This window comes from Pseudomonas sp. TWI628 (genome assembly GCF_039673865.1).
GTDB lineage: Bacteria > Pseudomonadota > Gammaproteobacteria > Pseudomonadales > Pseudomonadaceae > Aquipseudomonas.
On record NZ_JBDJMM010000014.1, the window covers coordinates 78362 to 96447 of the forward strand.

At 62.9% G+C, this 18086-nt stretch carries 17 protein-coding genes; 4 read left to right on the top strand and 13 right to left on the bottom strand.

Annotated features, from left to right (window positions below; all coding sequences use genetic code 11):
* Positions 1-4: 4 nt before the first annotated feature.
* From ABE528_RS12825 to ABE528_RS12840, 4 genes are read right to left on the bottom strand one after another with little or no spacing between them, the layout of a single operon-like run.
* Positions 5-1162 carry an ABC transporter ATP-binding protein gene (locus ABE528_RS12825; protein WP_346653165.1) on the bottom strand — a complete coding sequence of 386 codons (1158 nt, stop codon included), beginning with the start codon at positions 1160-1162 and terminating at the stop codon, positions 5-7.
* Complete coding sequence (locus ABE528_RS12830; protein WP_033701152.1) at positions 1159-1812, bottom strand: ABC transporter permease; 654 nt, start codon at positions 1810-1812, stop codon at positions 1159-1161. Before ABE528_RS12830 ends, ABE528_RS12825 begins: the two co-directional genes overlap by 4 nt.
* The gene (locus tag ABE528_RS12835) at positions 1809-2723 is read right to left on the bottom strand and encodes a glycine betaine ABC transporter substrate-binding protein (protein ID WP_152956707.1); all 915 of its coding nucleotides are present in this window, start codon (positions 2721-2723) and stop codon (positions 1809-1811) included. Before ABE528_RS12835 ends, ABE528_RS12830 begins: the two co-directional genes overlap by 4 nt.
* Before the next feature lie 13 nt (positions 2724-2736).
* A complete protein-coding gene (locus ABE528_RS12840) occupies positions 2737-3450 on the bottom strand; it encodes an ABC transporter permease (protein ID WP_346653166.1) in 714 nt (237 codons plus the stop codon).
* Positions 3451-4231: 781 nt separating this feature from the next.
* On the opposite strand from ABE528_RS12840, the gene ABE528_RS12845 reads away from it, so the two are divergent.
* Positions 4232-5815 carry a peptide chain release factor 3 gene (locus tag ABE528_RS12845; protein WP_152956710.1) on the top strand — a complete coding sequence of 528 codons (1584 nt, stop codon included), beginning with the start codon at positions 4232-4234 and terminating at the stop codon, positions 5813-5815.
* A 104-nt stretch (positions 5816-5919) separates the two neighbouring features.
* On the opposite strand, the gene ABE528_RS12850 is transcribed toward ABE528_RS12845, so the two are convergent.
* From ABE528_RS12850 to ABE528_RS12865, 4 genes are all read right to left on the bottom strand, one after another.
* On the bottom strand, positions 5920-6999 hold the full coding sequence (locus ABE528_RS12850) for a polyamine ABC transporter substrate-binding protein (RefSeq protein ID WP_152956711.1): 1080 nt from the start codon (positions 6997-6999) through the stop codon (positions 5920-5922).
* Between the two features lie 51 nt (positions 7000-7050).
* A complete protein-coding gene (locus ABE528_RS12855) occupies positions 7051-7392 on the bottom strand; it encodes a cupin domain-containing protein (RefSeq protein WP_346653167.1) in 342 nt (113 codons plus the stop codon).
* Between the two features lie 32 nt (positions 7393-7424).
* Positions 7425-8831, bottom strand: a complete 1407-nt coding sequence (locus ABE528_RS12860; protein WP_346653168.1) for an FAD-dependent oxidoreductase — start codon at positions 8829-8831, stop codon at positions 7425-7427.
* Between the two features lie 64 nt (positions 8832-8895).
* Entirely contained in the window at positions 8896-9696 is an 801-nt protein-coding gene (locus tag ABE528_RS12865; protein WP_346653169.1) for a nuclear transport factor 2 family protein, read from the bottom strand.
* Positions 9697-9909: 213 nt separating this feature from the next.
* Between ABE528_RS12865 and ABE528_RS12870 the strand changes: the two genes are divergently transcribed.
* The 3 genes from ABE528_RS12870 (at position 9910) to ABE528_RS12880 (ending at position 12407) form a co-directional block, all read left to right on the top strand.
* Entirely contained in the window at positions 9910-10809 is a 900-nt protein-coding gene (locus ABE528_RS12870; protein ID WP_346653170.1) for a hypothetical protein, read from the top strand.
* Positions 10810-11260: 451 nt separating this feature from the next.
* Positions 11261-11788: a hypothetical protein gene (locus ABE528_RS12875; RefSeq protein ID WP_346653171.1), complete on the top strand. Its 528-nt coding sequence runs from the start codon at positions 11261-11263 to the stop codon at positions 11786-11788.
* 16 nt (positions 11789-11804) lie between these two features.
* A complete protein-coding gene (locus tag ABE528_RS12880) occupies positions 11805-12407 on the top strand; it encodes a hypothetical protein (RefSeq protein ID WP_346653172.1) in 603 nt (200 codons plus the stop codon).
* 102 nt (positions 12408-12509) lie between these two features.
* Here the strand turns inward: ABE528_RS12880 and ABE528_RS12885 are convergent, their stop codons facing one another.
* The 5 genes from ABE528_RS12885 to ABE528_RS12905 form a co-directional block, all read right to left on the bottom strand.
* On the bottom strand, positions 12510-13478 hold the full coding sequence (locus ABE528_RS12885; RefSeq protein WP_346653173.1) for a peptide ABC transporter ATP-binding protein: 969 nt from the start codon (positions 13476-13478) through the stop codon (positions 12510-12512).
* Positions 13478-14446, bottom strand: a complete 969-nt coding sequence (locus tag ABE528_RS12890) for an ABC transporter ATP-binding protein (RefSeq protein ID WP_346653174.1) — start codon at positions 14444-14446, stop codon at positions 13478-13480. Before ABE528_RS12890 ends, ABE528_RS12885 begins: the two co-directional genes overlap by 1 nt.
* 10 nt (positions 14447-14456) lie before the next feature.
* Entirely contained in the window at positions 14457-15383 is a 927-nt protein-coding gene (locus ABE528_RS12895; RefSeq protein ID WP_152956717.1) for an ABC transporter permease subunit, read from the bottom strand.
* Positions 15384-15393: 10 nt separating this feature from the next.
* Positions 15394-16404 (bottom strand): ABC transporter permease subunit, encoded by a 1011-nt coding sequence (locus ABE528_RS12900; RefSeq protein ID WP_152956718.1) that lies wholly within the window; start codon positions 16402-16404, stop codon positions 15394-15396.
* Positions 16405-16478: 74 nt separating this feature from the next.
* Positions 16479-18074, bottom strand: a complete 1596-nt coding sequence (locus ABE528_RS12905; RefSeq protein ID WP_346653175.1) for an ABC transporter substrate-binding protein — start codon at positions 18072-18074, stop codon at positions 16479-16481.
* Positions 18075-18086 lie beyond the last annotated feature (12 nt).

Below are 18086 nucleotides of genomic sequence, written 5' to 3' on the forward strand. Positions count from 1 at the left end.
GCGATTACGAAGCCACCGCCTCAGCCGGCGACACGATGCTGGTCTTCGCCCCCCGCGAGCGCCCCGAGCTCAAATAAGCCGCAATCGACTCCTGTGTCACCTCACCCAGGAACACCTGCTCCGCATCCAGCACCGGCAACCAAGCCCGGTTGAACTCATACATCCGCGACAACAAGATGCGCAGATGCTCGTCATGCGACGCCGTGGCATTGAACGGCCGCAGGAAGTCGCCGCAGGTGCCTTGCTGGCGGTGCATGTCACGCCGGCGCACATAGCCCAGCGCCTTGTTCTGCCCGTCGGTCACCACCACATAGCGGCGGTCGTGCTCGTCGAGCAGCTCCAGCGCATCGTTCACCGGCGTCTGCGGGCTCACCGACGGCGCGTTGTCCGCCGCATCCTCGGCACGCACCAGCAGCAGGCGCTTCAACGTGCTGTCCTGGCCGACGAAGTTCCTCACGAAGTCATCCACCGGGTGCGCCAGCAGGGTGTCCGGGTGGTCCAGCTGGAGCAGCTTGCCGGCGCGGAAGATAGCGATCTTGTCGCCCAGCTTGATCGCCTCGTCGATGTCGTGGCTGACCATGATCACGGTCTTGTTCAGCGCCCGCTGCATCTCGAAGAACTCGTTCTGGATCATCTCGCGGTTGATCGGGTCGACCGCGCCGAATGGCTCGTCCATCAGCAGCAGCGGCGCTTCCGCTGCCAGTGCGCGGATCACGCCAATGCGCTGCTGCTGGCCACCGGACAGCTCGCGTGGGTAGCGCTGCAGGTACTGCTTGGGTTCGAGCTTGATCATGTGCATCAGCTCGCGGGCGCGGTCGTGGCACTTCTGCTTGTCCCAGCCGAGCAGGCGCGGCACCACCGTGATGTTCTCCTCGATGGTCATGTTGGGGAACAGGCCGATCTGCTGGATCACGTAGCCGATGTGCCGGCGCAGGGTCACTTCGTCCAGCGCGCTGGTGTCTTCGCCATTGATCAACACCTGGCCGGAGGTTGGCGTGATCAGGCGGTTGATCATCTTCAGCGTGGTGCTCTTGCCGCAGCCCGAAGGGCCGAGGAACACGCAGATTTCGCCTTCGTTGACAGTGAGGCTTACCGAGTCGACGGCTTTGACGTCCTTGCCGTTGACGTTGAAGGTCTTGCTGAGGTTCTTCAGTTCGATCATGAGCGCAGTCCTTCTGGAGTCAGGGCACGTTGCAGGGTTTGCAGGAGCAGGTCGGCGATGATCGCCAGCAGGCTGACCAGCACGGCGCCGACCAGCAGCATCGACATGTCGCTGCGGCTGATGGAGGTGAGGATGAGCACGCCCAGGCCGCCGGCGCCGATGGTGGCGGCGATGGTCATGACGCCGATGTTCATCACCACGGCGGTGCGCACGCCGGCGAGGATCACCGGCACCGCGATCGGCAGCTCGACCATGCGCAGGCGCTGGCCGAAGGTCATGCCGATGCCGCGCGCCGCTTCACGGATGCCGGGCTCGACGTTGGTCAGCGCCAGGTAGGTGTTGCGCAGGATCGGCAGCAGTGAATAGAGGAACACCGCAGTGATTGCCGGCAGCGGCCCGAGGCCCTGGCCGAACTTGGAGTAGAACGGCAGCAGCAGGCCGAACAGGGCGATCGAAGGGATGGTCAGCAGCACCGTGGCACTGGCCTGAAGCGGGCCGGCGACGGCCGGGAAGCGGGTCATCAGAATGCCCAGCGGCACGCCGACCAGAATCGCCAGGCTGACGGCAACGCCCACCAGCATGATGTGCTGCCAGGTCAGCTGCAGCACCTGGGCCCAGTCGAGGTGGGCGAACGTGTCGAGCAGGCTCATGGCTGTACCTCGCTAGGCATTGGGTGCTCGCGCAGGAAGGTGGCGGCCACCGTGGTCGGGTTCTGGTGTTCGACGTCGACCTTGGCATTGAGCTGGCGCATGGTTTCGTCATCCAGCTGCTCGGCCAGGGGCTTGAGCAGGCCGACCAGTTTCGGGTTGGCGTCGAGCACCTGTTTGCGCACCACCGGGGCGGCGGTGTAGTCGGGGAAGTAGTGCTTGTCGTCTTCCAGCAACTTGAGGTTGAACGCGCTCAGGCGGCCGTCGGTGGTGTACACCAGGCCCGCGAACACCTGGTTGTTGTGCATGGCGGTGTAGACCAGCCCGGCATCCATCTGGCGGATGTTGGCGCGGCCCACTTGCAGGTCGTACATCTCCTTCAGGCCGACCAGGCCATCCGGGCGGTTGGCGAACTCGGTGTCCAGTGCCACCAGGTGCTTGCGCTGGCTTTCGTCACGCAGTACCTGGTTGAGGTCGCTGATGGTGTTGACCTGTGGATAAGCTTCGGCGACCTGCTTGGGCAGGCCCAGCGCGTAGGTGTTGCTGAACTTCGACGGGGTCAGCCAGATCAGGTCCTTCTTCGCGTCCAGTTCCTTGACCTTGGCGTAGGTGGCTTCGGCACTGGGCATGCGCTCGTCGATATGGTTGTACGAGACCAGCGACACGCCGGTGTATTCCCACATCAGGTCGAGCTGCCCGGTTTCCTGGGCCTGGCGCGCGATGCTGCTGCCAAGGCCGGAGGTGACACGCACGTCGAAGCCGTTGGCGCGCAGGTATTGCGCGGTGATTTCGGCGAGCACGGTCTGCTCGGTGAACACCCGCGCGCCGATGCGGATCAGGGGTTTTTCGGCTGCCTGGGCAAATCCTGCGAACAGCAGGGCCGCGCCCAGCAGCAGGGCGATTCTCTTGTTCATACGTTCCCTCTTGTTATCCAGCCAGGCCACGTTCCAGCCAGCGCTTGCTGGCGAAACTCACCGCCGCGTCCAGCACCAATGCCAGCAAAGCGGTGCAGGCGGCACCGAGCAGCAGCTGTGGCTGGTTGTTCAGGGCGATGCCGGGGAAGATCAGGCTACCGAGGCTGTTGGCGCCGATCAGGAAGGCCAGTGGTGCGGTGCCCACGTTCAGCGCCAGGGCCACGCGCACGCCGCCGACGATGATCGGCACGGCGTTGGGCAACTCCACCTGCCAGAGTTGCTGGCGCGGGGTCATGCCGATGCCGGTGGCGGCTTCCTTGAGCGAGGCGGGGACGTTTTTCAGGCCCTCGTAGGTGTTGCGCACGATGGGCAGGAGGGAGGCGAGGAACAGCGCGAAGATCGCAGGCCCGGCGCCGATGCCCAGGATACTCAGGGCGATGGCCAGAACGGCCAAAGGGGGGATGGTGTTGCCAACGTTGAAGAACTGCATGAAGCGCTCGGCCTTGTCGACCCGGTGCGGTCGACTCAAGGCAATGCCGGCGGGGATGCCCACGGCCAGCGCCGCCGCCATCGAAGCCAGCACCAGTACCAGGTGCGCTTGCAGGTAGAACCCAAGATCGTCGCGATAACGCGCGATCGTGTCGATGCCGATCCAGTGGATCAGCAGGGCCAGGATGACGAGCACGGTGGCGCATCCCAACAGCCCTTTTCCGTAGCGTGTAGCCACAGGCGGACTCCTTGTGTTGTCGGCGAGCACACTTCTTGTAAGCCGGCCGGTCCTGGCGGCAGAGGGTGTGTTCGCGAGTAGCAGCGTGAGGCAACCGAAGGCTGCGATCAGGCCATGAGCCGAACCCCGTCGGGCCCGAAAATGCTGATGAAACCAGTCCCCAACCGAAGCGGGTTGCAGGGGAGTGGACGTCTCCGTGGGCGTAAAGGTTCCCATCTGGGGCGGCATTTGGCCAGCGTTAATCACTGGCGTGTTAGAAATATCACGCGAAAAATAAGCGCGAATCCTACTTCAAGGCGTTGAATTACCTGCTATCGCGATGTTCATCGCAGGGTCAGGATGGCGATGGGAATTTTTCAAGTTGGGAGACAGGGAAGTGAGGATCCTATTGCCGGACTTGGATGAGACGAGTGATGGCATCCAAGTGTGGGGCGGTCGATCTTCATGGGCGTTGAGATCGAGCGCCGCCCGCGCGGCGCATCGCGAGCTACGCTCGCTCCTACGTTTGTTTCGGGCCAATCATTCCTGTGGGATTTGCGCGCGTACGCCTTGGCGCATGACTCGATATTGTGTCGTACCAACAAGGCGGTCGCGCGCGCCTGGCACAGGCGTTACTGGCCCAAAACAAACGTAGGAGCGAGCGTAGCTCGCGATGCGCCGCGCGGGCGGCGCTCGATCTCGAATGCAGTGGAGGACCAGCGGCAAGCTCCAGGATTTTGGTCCCCGCCCAACTTCAGGTATGATATCGCCCCTTTCAAATCCCCCAGTCAGGCGATTTCCCATGACCAACCAGGCCGCCGAAGTCGCGAAGCGCCGCACTTTCGCAATTATTTCCCACCCCGACGCCGGTAAGACCACCATCACCGAGAAGCTCCTGCTGATGGGCAAGGCCATTGCCGTCGCCGGTACCGTGAAGTCGCGCAAGTCCGACCGCCACGCCACCTCCGACTGGATGGAAATGGAGAAGCAGCGCGGCATCTCCATCACCACCTCGGTGATGCAGTTCCCGTACCGCGAGCACATGATCAACCTGCTCGACACCCCCGGCCACGAAGACTTCTCGGAAGACACCTACCGCACCCTGACCGCGGTGGACTCGGCGCTGATGGTGCTCGACGGCGGTAAAGGCGTAGAGCCGCGGACCATCGCCCTGATGGACGTGTGCCGCCTGCGCGACACGCCGATCGTCAGCTTCATCAACAAACTCGACCGTGACATCCGCGACCCGATCGAACTGCTCGACGAGATCGAAGCCGTCCTGAAGATCAAGGCCGCGCCGATCACCTGGCCGATTGGTTGCTACCGCGACTTCAAGGGCGTGTACCACCTGACCGGCGACTACATCGTGGTCTACACCCCAGGCCACGGCCACGAGCGCACTGAAGCCAAGATCATCCAGAAGCTGGACTCCGACGAGGCCCGCGCGCACCTGGGCGACCAGTACGATTCGTTCGTCGAGCAGCTGGAGCTGGTACAGGGCGCCTGCCATGAATTCAACCAGGAAGAGTTCATCAACGGTCAGCTGACCCCGGTGTTCTTCGGTACCGCACTGGGTAACTTCGGTGTCGACCACGTGCTTGATTCGGTCGTCGACTGGGCACCGCGCCCGCTGGGCCGCGTGGCTCACGAGCGGACCGTCGAGCCTGTGGAAGAGAAATTCACCGGCTTCGTGTTCAAGATCCAGGCGAACATGGACCCGAAACACCGCGACCGTATCGCCTTCATGCGCATTTGCTCGGGCAAGTACGAAAAGGGCATGAAGATGCGCCATGTGCGCCTGAACAAGGACCTGCGCATCGGCGATGCACTGACCTTCTTCTCCTCCGAACGTGAGCAACTGGAAGAGGCCTATGCTGGCGACATCATCGGCCTGCACAACCATGGCACCATCCAGATCGGCGACACCTTCACCGAAGGCGAGTCGCTGGGCTTCACCGGTATCCCGCACTTCGCCCCGGAGCTGTTCCGCCGCGTGCGCCTGAAGGACCCGCTGAAATCCAAGCAGCTGCGCCAGGGCCTGCAACAGCTGGCCGAAGAAGGTGCGACCCAAGTGTTCTTCCCTGAGCGCAGCAACGACATCATCCTCGGTGCGGTCGGTGTGCTGCAGTTCGACGTGGTCGCCAGCCGCCTGAAGGAAGAGTACAAGGTCGAGTGCGCCTACGAGCCGATCACCGTGTGGTCGGCCCGCTGGATCGCTTGCGACGACAAGAAGAAGCTCGAGGAATTCCAGAACAAGGCCATGGAAAACCTGGCCATCGACGGTGGCGGTCACCTGACCTACCTGGCGCCGACCCGGGTCAACCTGGCGCTGATGGAAGAGCGCTGGCCGGACATCAAGTTCCGCGCTACCCGCGAGCACCACTAAGAGCAGCTACAAGTTTCAAGCTGCAAGCTACAAGAAAAAGCGGGCGCGAATTGGCCCGCTTTTTTCTTGCCGCTGTCAGCTTGAGGCTTTGCAACTGACGAATGTCAGTTGCCTGCTTTGATGCTGGTCCAGATCCGAGTCCTGATACGGTCGATCTTGGCCGGCATCGCCTCCAGCGCGTACAGCTTGCCCATCACATCTTCGCTCGGGTAAATCATCGTATTGCCCTTCATCGCCGGCTCTACCAGCCCGTCCGCCTTGAGGTTGCCGTTGGCGTACTGCACGTGGTTGCTGATGTTGGCCATCACCTCTGGCTGCAGCAGGTAATTCATGTAGGCATACCCGGCCTTCTCATCCGGCGCATCGGCCGGCATGGCCACCATGTCGAACCACATTGGCGCACCTTCTTTCGGGATCGAATACCCGACTTTCACCCCGTTCTTCGCCTCTTCGGCGCGGTTCTTCGCCTGCAGCACATCCCCCGAGAAGCCCACCACCACGCAGATATCACCGTTGGCCAGGTCGCCGGTGTACTTCGATGAGTGGAAGTAGCTGATGTACGGCCGCACCTGCATCAGCAACGCCTTGGCCTTGTCGTAGTCGGCCGGGTTCTGGCTGTGGTGCGGCAGGCCCAGGTAGTGCAGGGCGATCGGCAGCAGTTCGGGGCCGTTGTCCAGCACTGCCACGCCGCAGCTTTTCAGCTTGCTCATGTACTCGGGCTTGAAGATCAGGTCCCAGGAGTCCACCGGTGCGTTGTCGCCGAGCACCGCCTTGACCTTGTCGATGTTGTAGCCGATGCCGGTGCTGCCCCACAGGTACGGGAAGCCGTACTGGTTACCCGGGTCGTTGACCTCCAGCGCCTTCATCAGCACCGGGTTGAGGTTATGCCAGTTGGGTAGCTGCGACTTGTCCAGCGGCTTCAGGGCCTTGCCCTGGATCTGCCGGGCCATGAAATGGTTGGACGGGAACACCACGTCGTAGCCGGAATTGCCGGTCATCAGCTTGCCGTCGAGGGTCTCGTTGCTGTCGTACACGTCATAGGTCGGCACGATGCCGCTGGCCTGCTGGAAGTTCTTCAGGGTGTCGGGCGCGACGTAGCTGGACCAGTTGTAGATCTTCACCGTTTCGGCGGCGCTGGCGAAGCTTGCGGCCAGCATCAGGGGGGCGAACAGGAACATGCGCATATCGGGTTACCTTGCTTTGTCTGTTGTTATCGAAGGCAGGCGATCAGCGGATCAGAAAATCAGAACGTAGGTCTTGCGCACGGTCTCCTGGATGTCCCAGGTGCCGGTGCTGTTGGCCGGTAGCATCAGGGCGTCTCCGGCTTCTATGACCAGGGGCTCGCCACCGTCGGGGGTGAAGGTGCAGCGGCCCTTGATGAAATGGCAGAACTCCTGTTGCACGATCTGCCGCCGCCAGCGCCCTGGGGTGCACTCCCAGATGCCGGTTTCGACGCCGTCGCTGCGTTCCACGCAGGTGACAGACGTCACTGCCACGGGGTCGCCAAGCGGCACCGCGACCGGGTTGGAGCTGTCAAGCACGGCGCTGTCTGTGTGTTTGAACTGGGTGATGCTCATGACCGGTGGATCCTGTGTCGGGGAAAGGGAAGTCAGTGCATGAAACCTTCCATGAAGTCCGCTAGCGAGCTGGCCAGGCGCCGCCTCCAGGGCGAGCTGGCGGGGTTGGCGAGGGTCCGGTCCTCGTGGACGAAGCTCTGGATGATCGCGTTGTAGCCGAGCCAGCGGCAGGGCTCGGGCGGCCAGCTGGCCAGGCTCGATACCGGGCGGTTGTCGAGCACCCAGGGTTGCGCGGTCAGCTGGTTGTGCTGGTTGAGGATCAGCGCCGCCAGCGTGCGGCCGCCGAGGTTGGTGGCACCGACACCTTCGCCGCCATAGCCGCCGGCCAGGGCAATGCCGCGCTGGCGGTCACAGAGCATATGCGGGCGAAAGCGCCGCGCCATGCCCAGGTTGCCGCCCCAGGTGTGGGTGATGCGTGCGTGCTTGAGCTGCGGGAACAGTTCGCCGAACAAGTAGCGGCGCAGCTCGATTTCGTGCTCCTCGAGGTTGAAGTTTTCGCGCAGGCGGCCGCCGAAGCGGTAGCCGCCGCGGGCGCCGAACACCAGGCGGTTGTCGGCGGTACGCTGGCCGTAGGTGACCTGGCGGCTGCTTTCGCTGAAGGCCTGGCCTTGGCTGAGGCCGATCTGCTCCCAGGTCGATTCCGGAAGCGGCTCGGTGGCCACCAGCAGGCTCTGCACCGGCAACTGGTGCTTGCCCAGCGGCGGCAGGCTGGCGGCGTAGCCTTCGACCGCAGGCACCATCCACTGGCAGCGAATGCGCGCCAGGGGCGAGCGCACTTCGCCGGGCTGCCAGTCGATGGCTGGGGTGTTCTCGTAGATCGTCACGCCAAGCGCCTCCACCGCCCGGGCCAGGCCACGGGCCAGCTTGGCCGGCTGGATGGTCGCGGTGTGCGGGCTGTAGATTGCGCCGTAGGCATTGCTGACTCGCAGTTGCGCGTCCAGCTGCTCGGGGCGCAGCCAGCGATAGTCGTCCTCGGTCATTCCCTGGCGATAGAGATCGTCGAGATAGGCGCGCAGGCTGCGTTCCTGCTCTGGGTAACGCGCGGCGCAATACAGCACACCGCCTTTGCGGTAGTCGCAGTCGATGCCTTCGCGTTGCAGCACGCTGTGCACCTCATCGGGAATGCCATGCAGCAGATCGATGCTGGCGCGGCGCTGCTGCGGCGACAGGGTGGCGAGCAGTCGGTCTTCACCGAGCAGGTTGCCCATCAGCCAACCACCATTGCGCCCCGAGGCGCCGAAGCCGGCGATGTTGGCCTCGATTACCGCGATGTTCAGGTGCGGCGCCTGGCGCTTGAGGTAGTAGGCGGTCCATAGCCCGGTGTAGCCGGCGCCGATGATGCACACATCGACTTCGAGGTCCTGGCGCAGGGCCGGGCGCGCGCACAGCGGCTCGTCGAGCTGGTCCATCCACAGGCTGAGCGTGCGCAGGGGTTGCATCGGGTTTTGCTCCACATCCGTCAAGGTCTGTGGGCGATGCTAGTGGTGTCGGCCAGCGCCTGTCTTACGTGCGTGCACGCAGGGAAATTTGCTTCAGATAGGCCTTGGGGGTGAGGCCGGTGTGCTCGCGGAAGCACTTGTAGAACGCCGAGAGCGAGTTGAAGCCAGCGTTGAACGCCAAGTCGTCGATCGGTGCCTCGACGCTGTTGTCGTCGAGGCTGGCCATCAGGTGTTGCAGGCGTGCCTGGTTGACGTAGCGGTAGAAGCTTTGCCCGAGCACCTGGTTCAGCAGGTAGGAGATCTGGTTGCGGCTGTAGCCGCTGGCGTCGGCCACCTGCTGCAGGTCCAGTTCCGGGTCGAGGTAGGGGCGCTGGCGCTGGAAGTAGTGTTCCAGGTCCTGGGCCATGGTCGACAGCTGCCGTGGCGACAGGCCCAGGCGGCTGGTGGCCGGGCGTGGGCCGCTGCTGACCAGGGCGTTGCCGTTCTGGCGCACCAGGGTGGCGTACTCGTTGACCCGCCAGATCAGGCCGTCCTTGACGGTGATCGCTTCGCTGGACTGGAACGCCACCAGGCCTTCGCCGCCCTGCACCGTGACCTGGTACTGGATGAACGCCGTGCAGCCGTCGACGCGGATGCGGTCGCTGTGGACGATGTCTTCGCCGGCTTCATGGGGCAGGCAGGCGCGCACGTAGTCGCGTAGCTCGACATAGCCGAGCACGCGGTTCTGGAAGAAGTCGTGGTACTGGATGTCGGGGTGGTAGAGCGCGATCACGCCGTCGAGGTCACGGTGCTTCCAGCACAGGTGGTAGCGCAGCACGGTGTCGGCGGTGAGCGGGGTCTGGGCGGGGCCGTCGGGTAGCATCATGGGTAGATCATGCCTCGTCTGTCAGACCCGTTACAAGAATGCAGAACACCTGATGCAGGGGGGCGCGTCGCGCATTTTGCACGGTCAGACGTCGACCAATTTTATTAACTCATTGATATTCAAAGGCGTCATTTTTTGTCACAACTGGCACAACCGCTGCAATGGTGACTGCGCGAACGGAATTTATCGCTCACAACATAAGGCGCATACATCATGATCACCCCTGCCGATTACCCTGCTGTCGATACTCAAAACCGCTCAGGAGTCTCCTGGGCGGCGGTCTTCGCTGGCGCGGCCGCTGCCGCCTCGGTGTCCCTGATATTGGTGGTACTGGGGGCCGGACTCGGCTTTGCGGCCAGCTCACCGTGGGCTGACGAGGGAGCCAGCGCAAAGGCCCTGGGCGTTTCCACCATCGTCTGGTTGCTGGTCACACAGATCATTGCATCGGGTTTGGGCGGCTACATAGCCGGTCGCTTGCGCGTGAAATGGGCCAACTTGCATGGCGATGAAGTCTACTTCCGCGACACCGCTCACGGTTTTCTGTCCTGGGCCGTGGCGACCTTGGTAGCAGCCATGCTGGTATTGGGGGCCGCAGGCAATCTGCTGGGTGCGGGAGCCAGTGCAGCCTCGCAGGCAGCTACCGTTTCAGCCGCTACAGGGGGTGCCGCAGCGGCGGGTAGCAACAACGACTCGATGGATTACTTCGTCGATAGCCTGTTCCGTGGCGATGGCCCGGCGCCGGTCAGCGAAGATGCAGCCAATGGCATAGCTGCGCGCATCCTGGCCAAGGGCGTTGCGGGCGATGGTGCACTGCCTGCAGAAGACCGCGCTTACCTGGCGCAACTGGTTGCCCAACGGACTCGCCTGAGCCAGGCCGAGGCCGAAGCCCGGGTCGACCAGGTAATGGCACAGGTGCAACAACTGAAAACCGCTGCCAAGCAAGCGGCGGACACCGCTGCCAAGGTTGCCGCCTGGACTGCGCTGTGGACCTTTGTCGCACTGCTGTGCGGCGCATTCTTCGCCAGCCTGGCGGCCCTTTACGGTGGTCGTCAACGCGACTGCGTGCAGTGGCTTGAAGGCGACTTTGCAGCCCACCGCACCCTTCAACGTTAAGCAAGGAGAACTGCCATGCGCTCGATACTGCTTTGGATGATTGGCGTCCCGATTCCGGTCATCATCCTGATTGCGCTGTTCATGCATTGACTGAAGAAGGGCGGCTTTGCTGCCCTTCACTTTTTTGGCCAGTACCCTGTCGCCTTGAGCGGCACAAGGATAAACAACATGCGCTCGATATTGCTTTGGATGATCGGGGTGCCGATCCCGGTGATCATCCTGATCTGGCTCTTTATGCATTGATAATCAGGGGCCGCTGTGCGGCCCTTTTCCATTCGTGGAACCGCGGGAAGCCGAGAGTGAAAAGTGGATATGTCAGGGAACCATTTATACGTGCCCACGCTGTTTGCCGCCCCTTAGTCTTTGCGCTGTGACGGCGCCATGAGGCCTTGCAAGTGGCAGGGCCCCTGCGCGCTCGTCATGCCTGAATTCTAAGAGTGGAGTGGCCGACGTGGCTGATTTAATTGAAAACGAAAGTGGCGAATGGGAAATGTTGAACCCGAATGGCGACTGGGTAATTGTTTCCGGTGACATTGATCCAGACGCGCCAACTCATGCGCAAGCGCGATTGGCTGGAAAGTTCCGCAGGGTCAAACGGCCAAGGCTGGGAGGTGCGACCGGAAAAGCCAGGGGGCGCTTGCGCAAAGGTATTGTTTCCCAGGCCGGTAAGGCATTTTTGGAGCATTTTGTCGCTCCCGTCGCGGTACAGATTATTGTTGATGAGATTGGCGGCAATCAGTTCAAGCATCCCGCCGATAGCGTAAAAAATGCAGACGGCAGCTTCACATACAAGGATGGATCCATTGCAACGGACAGGCAGATAAAACATCCCGATGGCAGCGTGTCGACCCCGGACGGTAAAGTCGCTTATCAGAATGGTACTTCCTATGATCGGGCGACCCACGTCGTGACGTTCGCGGATGGTGCGCAAGTACAGGGAGAATTTGATGAGAATGAAAACCTGGTTGTGACGCTTTGACTACGAGGTGATCACAATGGTTGAAAGATTGCTACCCGAACCCACTGACAATGGGGCATCGGGGCAACGTTGGGAAATGAGGAACGCTGACGGAAACTGGCAACTTCTAGAGGAGGATTTTGACCCGGCAGGTCTTGAGGCAATCGGGGATGGACTGTGGATGTTCCCTTCCCAGCAAGGTGCAGAGGAGGGTCGATCAGAAAGGAGTGTTTTCGGTCAGATTTTTCGGCTATCGGCAGGCCTCATGTTTGAAAACCCTCAGTCTGAGCGGAGTCCGCAGTTCAGTGAGAGTTGGGGTGAAAGAGTCCTGGACGACGCGGTGCCGGGTACTGAAATCTATATCGATGATCAGGGCAAGTACGTCTACCGCCATATCGGTGCGAATCATATTCTTTTGGACAATACGGCCCGTTATGAAGATGGCTCTGTGGGCAAGGAAACCACATTGACCCTGCGTGATGGACGGATCTTTCACGCCAGTGGGCACACGGTGTATCCGGATGGGCGATCACTCAACCGACGTACGGGTGTGCTGTCCGATCCTGGAGGTAACCTGCAGAACCTCGAGCGCCGGGCAGACGGGGAATGGGATGTGCCGGCAGCCCAGGGTTCCACATAACGGCACATCCTGCCGACCGTGAACGGCCCATCGCGGATAAATCCGCTCCTGCAAAGGTACCGATGTAGGAGCGGATTTATCCGCGATGGATTTCACACTGATCTAGAGAAATTGCTCGGCATAGTGGCAAGCCACCTGCCGCGTACTCACCTGCCGCAACGCTGGCACCTCCTTGGCACAGCGCTCGGTCGCATACGGGCAGCGTTTGTGGAACGCACACCCATCCGGCGGATTAAGCGGGTTGGGCAGCTCCCCGGCAATGCGGATCTTCGGCTTCAGCGGATCGGGGTGAATCGCCGGTGTCGCCGACAGTAGTGCCTGGGTATACGGATGCAGCGGCTTCTCGTAGATGTCCTCCTTCGGCCCCATCTCTGCCGGCCGCCCCAGGTACATCACCAGCACCTGATCGGCCACATGTCGCACCACCGCCAGGTTGTGCGAGATGAACACGTAGGCGGTGTTGAACTCCTTCTGCAAATCCATGAACAGGTTCAGCACCTGCGCCTGGATCGACACGTCCAGCGCCGAGGTCGGTTCATCCGCCACCAGCACCTTCGGCTGCAACATCATGGCCCGGGCCAGGGCGATGCGCTGGCGCTGACCACCGGAGAACATGTGCGGGTAGCGCTGGTAATGCTCGGGGCGCAGGCCGACCTGTTCCATCATCTTCTGCACTTTCTCGCGCCGCTCGGCTTTGCTCAGCGAGGTGTTGATCAGCAGCGGCTCGGCCAGCTGATCACCGATCTTCTGGCGCGGGTTGAGCGAGGCGTAGGGGCTCTGGAACACCATCTGCACGTCACGGCGCAGTTGCTTGCGCTCGGCCTTGCTGGCGCCCTTAACCTCGGTGCCGGCGATCTGCAACGAGCCGGAGGAGGGCTCTTCGATCAGTGTCAGGGCACGGGCCAGGGTCGACTTGCCGCAGCCGGACTCACCGACCACGGCCAAAGTCTTGCCGGCTTCCAGTTCGAACGACACGCCATTGAGCGCGCGCACCAGGGCGTGGCCCTTGAACAGCCCGCGGGAGACTTGGTAATGCCGGGTCAGCTCCCGGGCAGTGAGAACGACGGCCATCACGCCACCTCCTGGTTCAGCGGGTAGAAGCAACGCACCAGGCTGTGGGCCTGCGGGTCGAGGGGCGGGCGCTGGTGCCGGCAGTTGTCCTGCACGTACGGGCAGCGCGGTGACAGCAGGCAGCCAGCCGGGCGGTCGTAGCGGCCTGGGACAATGCCGGGCAGCGTGGCCAGGCGCTCGGCACCGATGCTGTGCTCGGGGATCGCCGCCAGCAGCGCTTCGCTGTACGGGTGGGCAGGCACGTCGAACAGCTCCGGCACCTGGCCGACTTCCACGGCCTGGCCGGCGTACATCACGCACACCCGTTTGGCCGTTTCGGCGACCACGGCCAGGTCGTGGGTAATCAGGATAAGCGCCATATTGCGCTCTTTCTGCAGGTTGACCAGCAACTCCATGATCTGAGCCTGGATGGTCACGTCCAGCGCGGTGGTCGGTTCGTCGGCGATCAGCAGCTTGGGTTCGCCGGCGATGGCCATGGCGATGGCGACGCGCTGGCTCATGCCGCCGGAGAGCTGGTGCGGGTAGGCGTCCAGGCGGCTTTCCGCAGCCGGGATCTCGACTTTCTTCAGCAGTTCCAGGGCACGCTGACGCGCAGCCTTGCCCTTCAGGCCCAGGTGCTGACGCAGCACTTCCTCGATCTGATAGCCGACGGTGTAGCTGGGGTTGAGCGCGGTCATCGGGTCCTGGAAGACCATGGCGATGTCCTTGCCCACCACCTTGCGCCGCTGCCGGCCGCTGAGCTTGAGCATGTCGGTACCGTCGAAGGTGAGCGCATCGGCGGTGATGCGCCCAGGGGCGTCGATCAGGCCCATCAGGGCCATCATGGTGACGGATTTGCCCGAGCCGGACTCGCCGACGATGGCCAGGATCTCGCCGGCGTCCACCGCCAGGTCCAGGCCATCGACCACGGGGACGGCATTGGCGTCGCCGAAGCGCACGTTCAGGTTGTTGATTTGCAACAGTGACATGGCGGTCTCCTCAGGCGGCGTTCTTGAGTTTCGGGTCCAGCGCATCGCGCAGGCCGTCGCCCATCAGGTTGATTGCCAGCACACTGAGCAGAATGGTCAGGCCAGGCAGGCTCACCACCCACCAGGCGCGCTCGATGTAGTCGCGGGCCGAGGCCAGCATGGTGCCCCACTCGGGGGTTGGCGGTTGTACGCCGAGGCCGAGGAAGCCCAGGGCGGCGGCGTCGAGGATCGCCGAGGAGAAACTCAAGGTCGCCTGCACGATCAGCGGTGCCATGCAGTTGGGCAGCACGGTGACGAACATCAGCCGTGGCAGCCCGGCACCGGCCAGGCGAGCGGCGGTAACGTAGTCGCGGTTCAGTTCGCCCATCACCGCAGCGCGGGTCAGGCGCACGTAGGACGGCAACGACACGATGGCGATGGCGATCACCGTGTTGATCAGGCCTGGGCCGAGGATGGCGACGATGGCCACGGCCAGCAGCAGTGACGGCAGGGCCAGCATCACGTCCATCAAGCGCATGATCGATGGGCCGAGCAGCTGCGGGAAGAAGCCGGCCAGCAGGCCCAGCAGGATCCCTGGGATCAACGACATCACCACCGACGACAGGCCGATCAGCAGCGACAGCCGCGCGCCCTGGATCAGGCGTGACAGCAGGTCGCGGCCGAGTTCGTCGGTGCCGAGGATGAACTGCCAGCTGCCGCCATCGAGCCACACCGGCGGAGTCAGCAGGAAGTCGCGGTACTGCTCGCTCGGGTCATGGGGGGCGACCCATGGCGCGAATAACGCGCAGAACACCACCAGGCACATGAAGGCCAGGCCCATTACCGCGCCCTTGTTGCGCGAGAAGGCGTGCCAGAATTCTTTGTACGGTGAGGGGTAGAGCAGGCTCTGGTCCACCGGGCTGGCCGGTGCGACGGATTTCGGAATCGGGCTAGTCATGGCGAAGGCCTCAGCGCTGATGACGGATGCGTGGGTTGGCCAGGCCGTAGAGGATATCCACGACGAAGTTGACCAGGATCACCAGGCAGGCGATCAACAGGATGCCGTTCTGGACCACGGGGTAGTCACGGGCGCCGATGGCTTCGATCAGCCATTTGCCGATGCCCGGCCAGGAAAAGATGGTTTCGGTCAGCACGGCGCCGGCCAGCAGCGTGCCGACCTGCAGGCCGAACACCGTCAGCACCGGGATCAGCGCGTTGCGCAGGCCATGCACGAAGACCACGCGGGCCGGCGACAGGCCCTTGGCGCGGGCGGTGCGGATGTAGTCCTCGCGCAGCACTTCGAGCATCGACGAGCGGGTCATGCGGGCGATCACCGCCAGCGGGATGGTGCCGAGCACGATGGCCGGCAGGATCAGGTGCATCACCGCGTCCTTGAACGCGCCTTCCTCGTCGCTGAGCAGGGTGTCGATGAGCATGAAGCCGGTCTTCGGCGCGATGTCGTAAAGCAGGTCGATACGCCCGGACACCGGGGTCCAGCCCAGGCTCACCGAGAAGAACATGATCAGGATCAGGCCCCACCAGAAGATCGGCATGGAATAGCCGGCCAGGGAGATCCCCATCACCCCGTGGTCGAACAGCGAACCGCGCTTGAGCGCGGCGATCACCCCGGCCAGCAGGCCGACCACGCCGGCGAACAGCAAGGCGGCCAGGGCCAGCTCCAGGGTGGCGGGGAACAGGGTGAGGAACTCGGTCCACACGCTCTCGCGGGTGCGCAGCGATTCACCGAGATCGCCCTGGGCCAGCTTGCCGACGTAGTCCAGGTACTGGACCGGCAGTGGCTTGTTCAGGCCCAGGCGCTCCATGGCCTGGGCGTGCATCTCGGGGTCGACCCTGCGCTCGCCCATCATCACTTCCACCGGGTCGCCGGGGATCAGGCGTATGAGCGCGAAGGTCAGCAAGGTGATACCGAAAAAGGTCGGTATCAGCAGGCCCAGGCGCCGGGCAATAAAACTCAACATTGTCGGGGTTACCTCATCAACAGGTCACGCAGTGCCGCCGGTGCCCGTGTGGGGTCCCGGCGATCGTTGTTGTTCTACTTCACCCGGGTGGTGGCGAAGTTGTTGTTGGTCAGAGGGTTGATCACGTAGCCCTCCACGTTGTCTCGCATGGCAGTGAACATCTTCGGATGGGCCATGTTGATCCAGGGTTGATCGTCATCGTACACCTTCAAAGCCTCGGCATAGACCCATCGACGTTCATCATCGTTGCTGAGTTCTCGGCCACGGACGATCAGGTCCTGAAATTTTTCATTGCACCAGCGGGCATAGTTCTCACCGTTGCGCGCGGCTTCGCAACTGAGCAGCGGGCCGAGGAAGTTGTCCGGGTCGCCGTTGTCACTGGCCCAGCCAGAGGAAATCAGGTCCGCTTCGCCGGCCTTGGCGCGGCGCAGCATTTCGGCCCATTCCATGACGCGGATGTTGAGCTTGATGCCGATCTTGGCCAGGTCCGCTTGCAGCATCTCGGCGGAAAGCCGCGGATTGGGATTGGTCGGGCCACCGCCGTTACGGGTGTATAGCGTCAACACCGTACCTTCCGGCATGCCCGCCTCCTTCAGCAGAGCGCGAGCCTTGACCAGGTCCTGCTTCGGGTTGGTGATCGACACGTTGTTGCCCAGCATGGTGTATGGGTACGGGTTGATGGCTTCGGTGGCATTGCCTTTGCCGAACAGCTGCTCGATATGTGTCTGGCGATCGAATGCCAGGTTGATGGCTTTGCGCACGCGTACGTCGCTGAGGTACTTGTGCTGTGTGTTCATGGCGATGTAGCCGGTGACCAGCGCATCGGTTTCCGCCACCTTGAGCTGAGGGTCGGACTTGATCGATGGCACGTCTGTCGGCTTTGGATACAGCGCCACCTGGCATTCGTTGGCACGCAGCTTCTGCAGGCGCACGTTGCTGTCGGTGGTGATGGCGAACACCAGCGCATCGGCCGGCGGTTTGCCGCGGAAGTAGTCCGGGTTGGGTTTGTAGCGAACCTGGGCGTCCTTGTTGTAGCGCTGGAAGATGAACGGGCCGGTGCCGATCGGCTTGCTGTTGAGGTCACCGGTCTTGCCGGCCTTGAGCAGCTGGTCGCCGTATTCGGCGGAATAGACCGAGGTGAAGGCCATGGCCATGTCGCGCAGGAAGGGGGCTTCGGGGCGGGTCAGGGTGATCACCACGGTATGGTCGTCGGTCTTGCTCACCGACTTGAGCAGCGCCTTGAAGGCCATGCTTTCGAAGTACGGGTAGCCGACGCTGGTCTTGGCGTGCCACGGGTGGTTCGGGTCGAGTTGGCGATTGAGGCTCCACAGCACGTCGTCGGCGTTGAACTCGCGGGTCGGCTTGAAGTAGTCGGTGGTATGGAACTTGACCCCTTGGCGCAGGTGGAAGGTGTAGGTCAGGCCGTCTTGCGAGATGTCCCAGCGTTCGGCCAGGGCCGGCTGGATGTCGGTGGTACCGGGCTTGAAGTCGACCAGGCGGTTGAACACCGTCTCGGCCGAGGCATCGGCGGTGACGGCAGTGGTGTACTGGACGATGTCGAAGCCTTCCGGGCTGGCTTCGGTGCACACCACCAGCGGCTTGGCCGCGAGGTTGCCGGCGGCGCCCAGGATAACCGCTGCCAGGGCAGCGCGGAGCGGTAGCGATGTCATGGAAACTCCCTG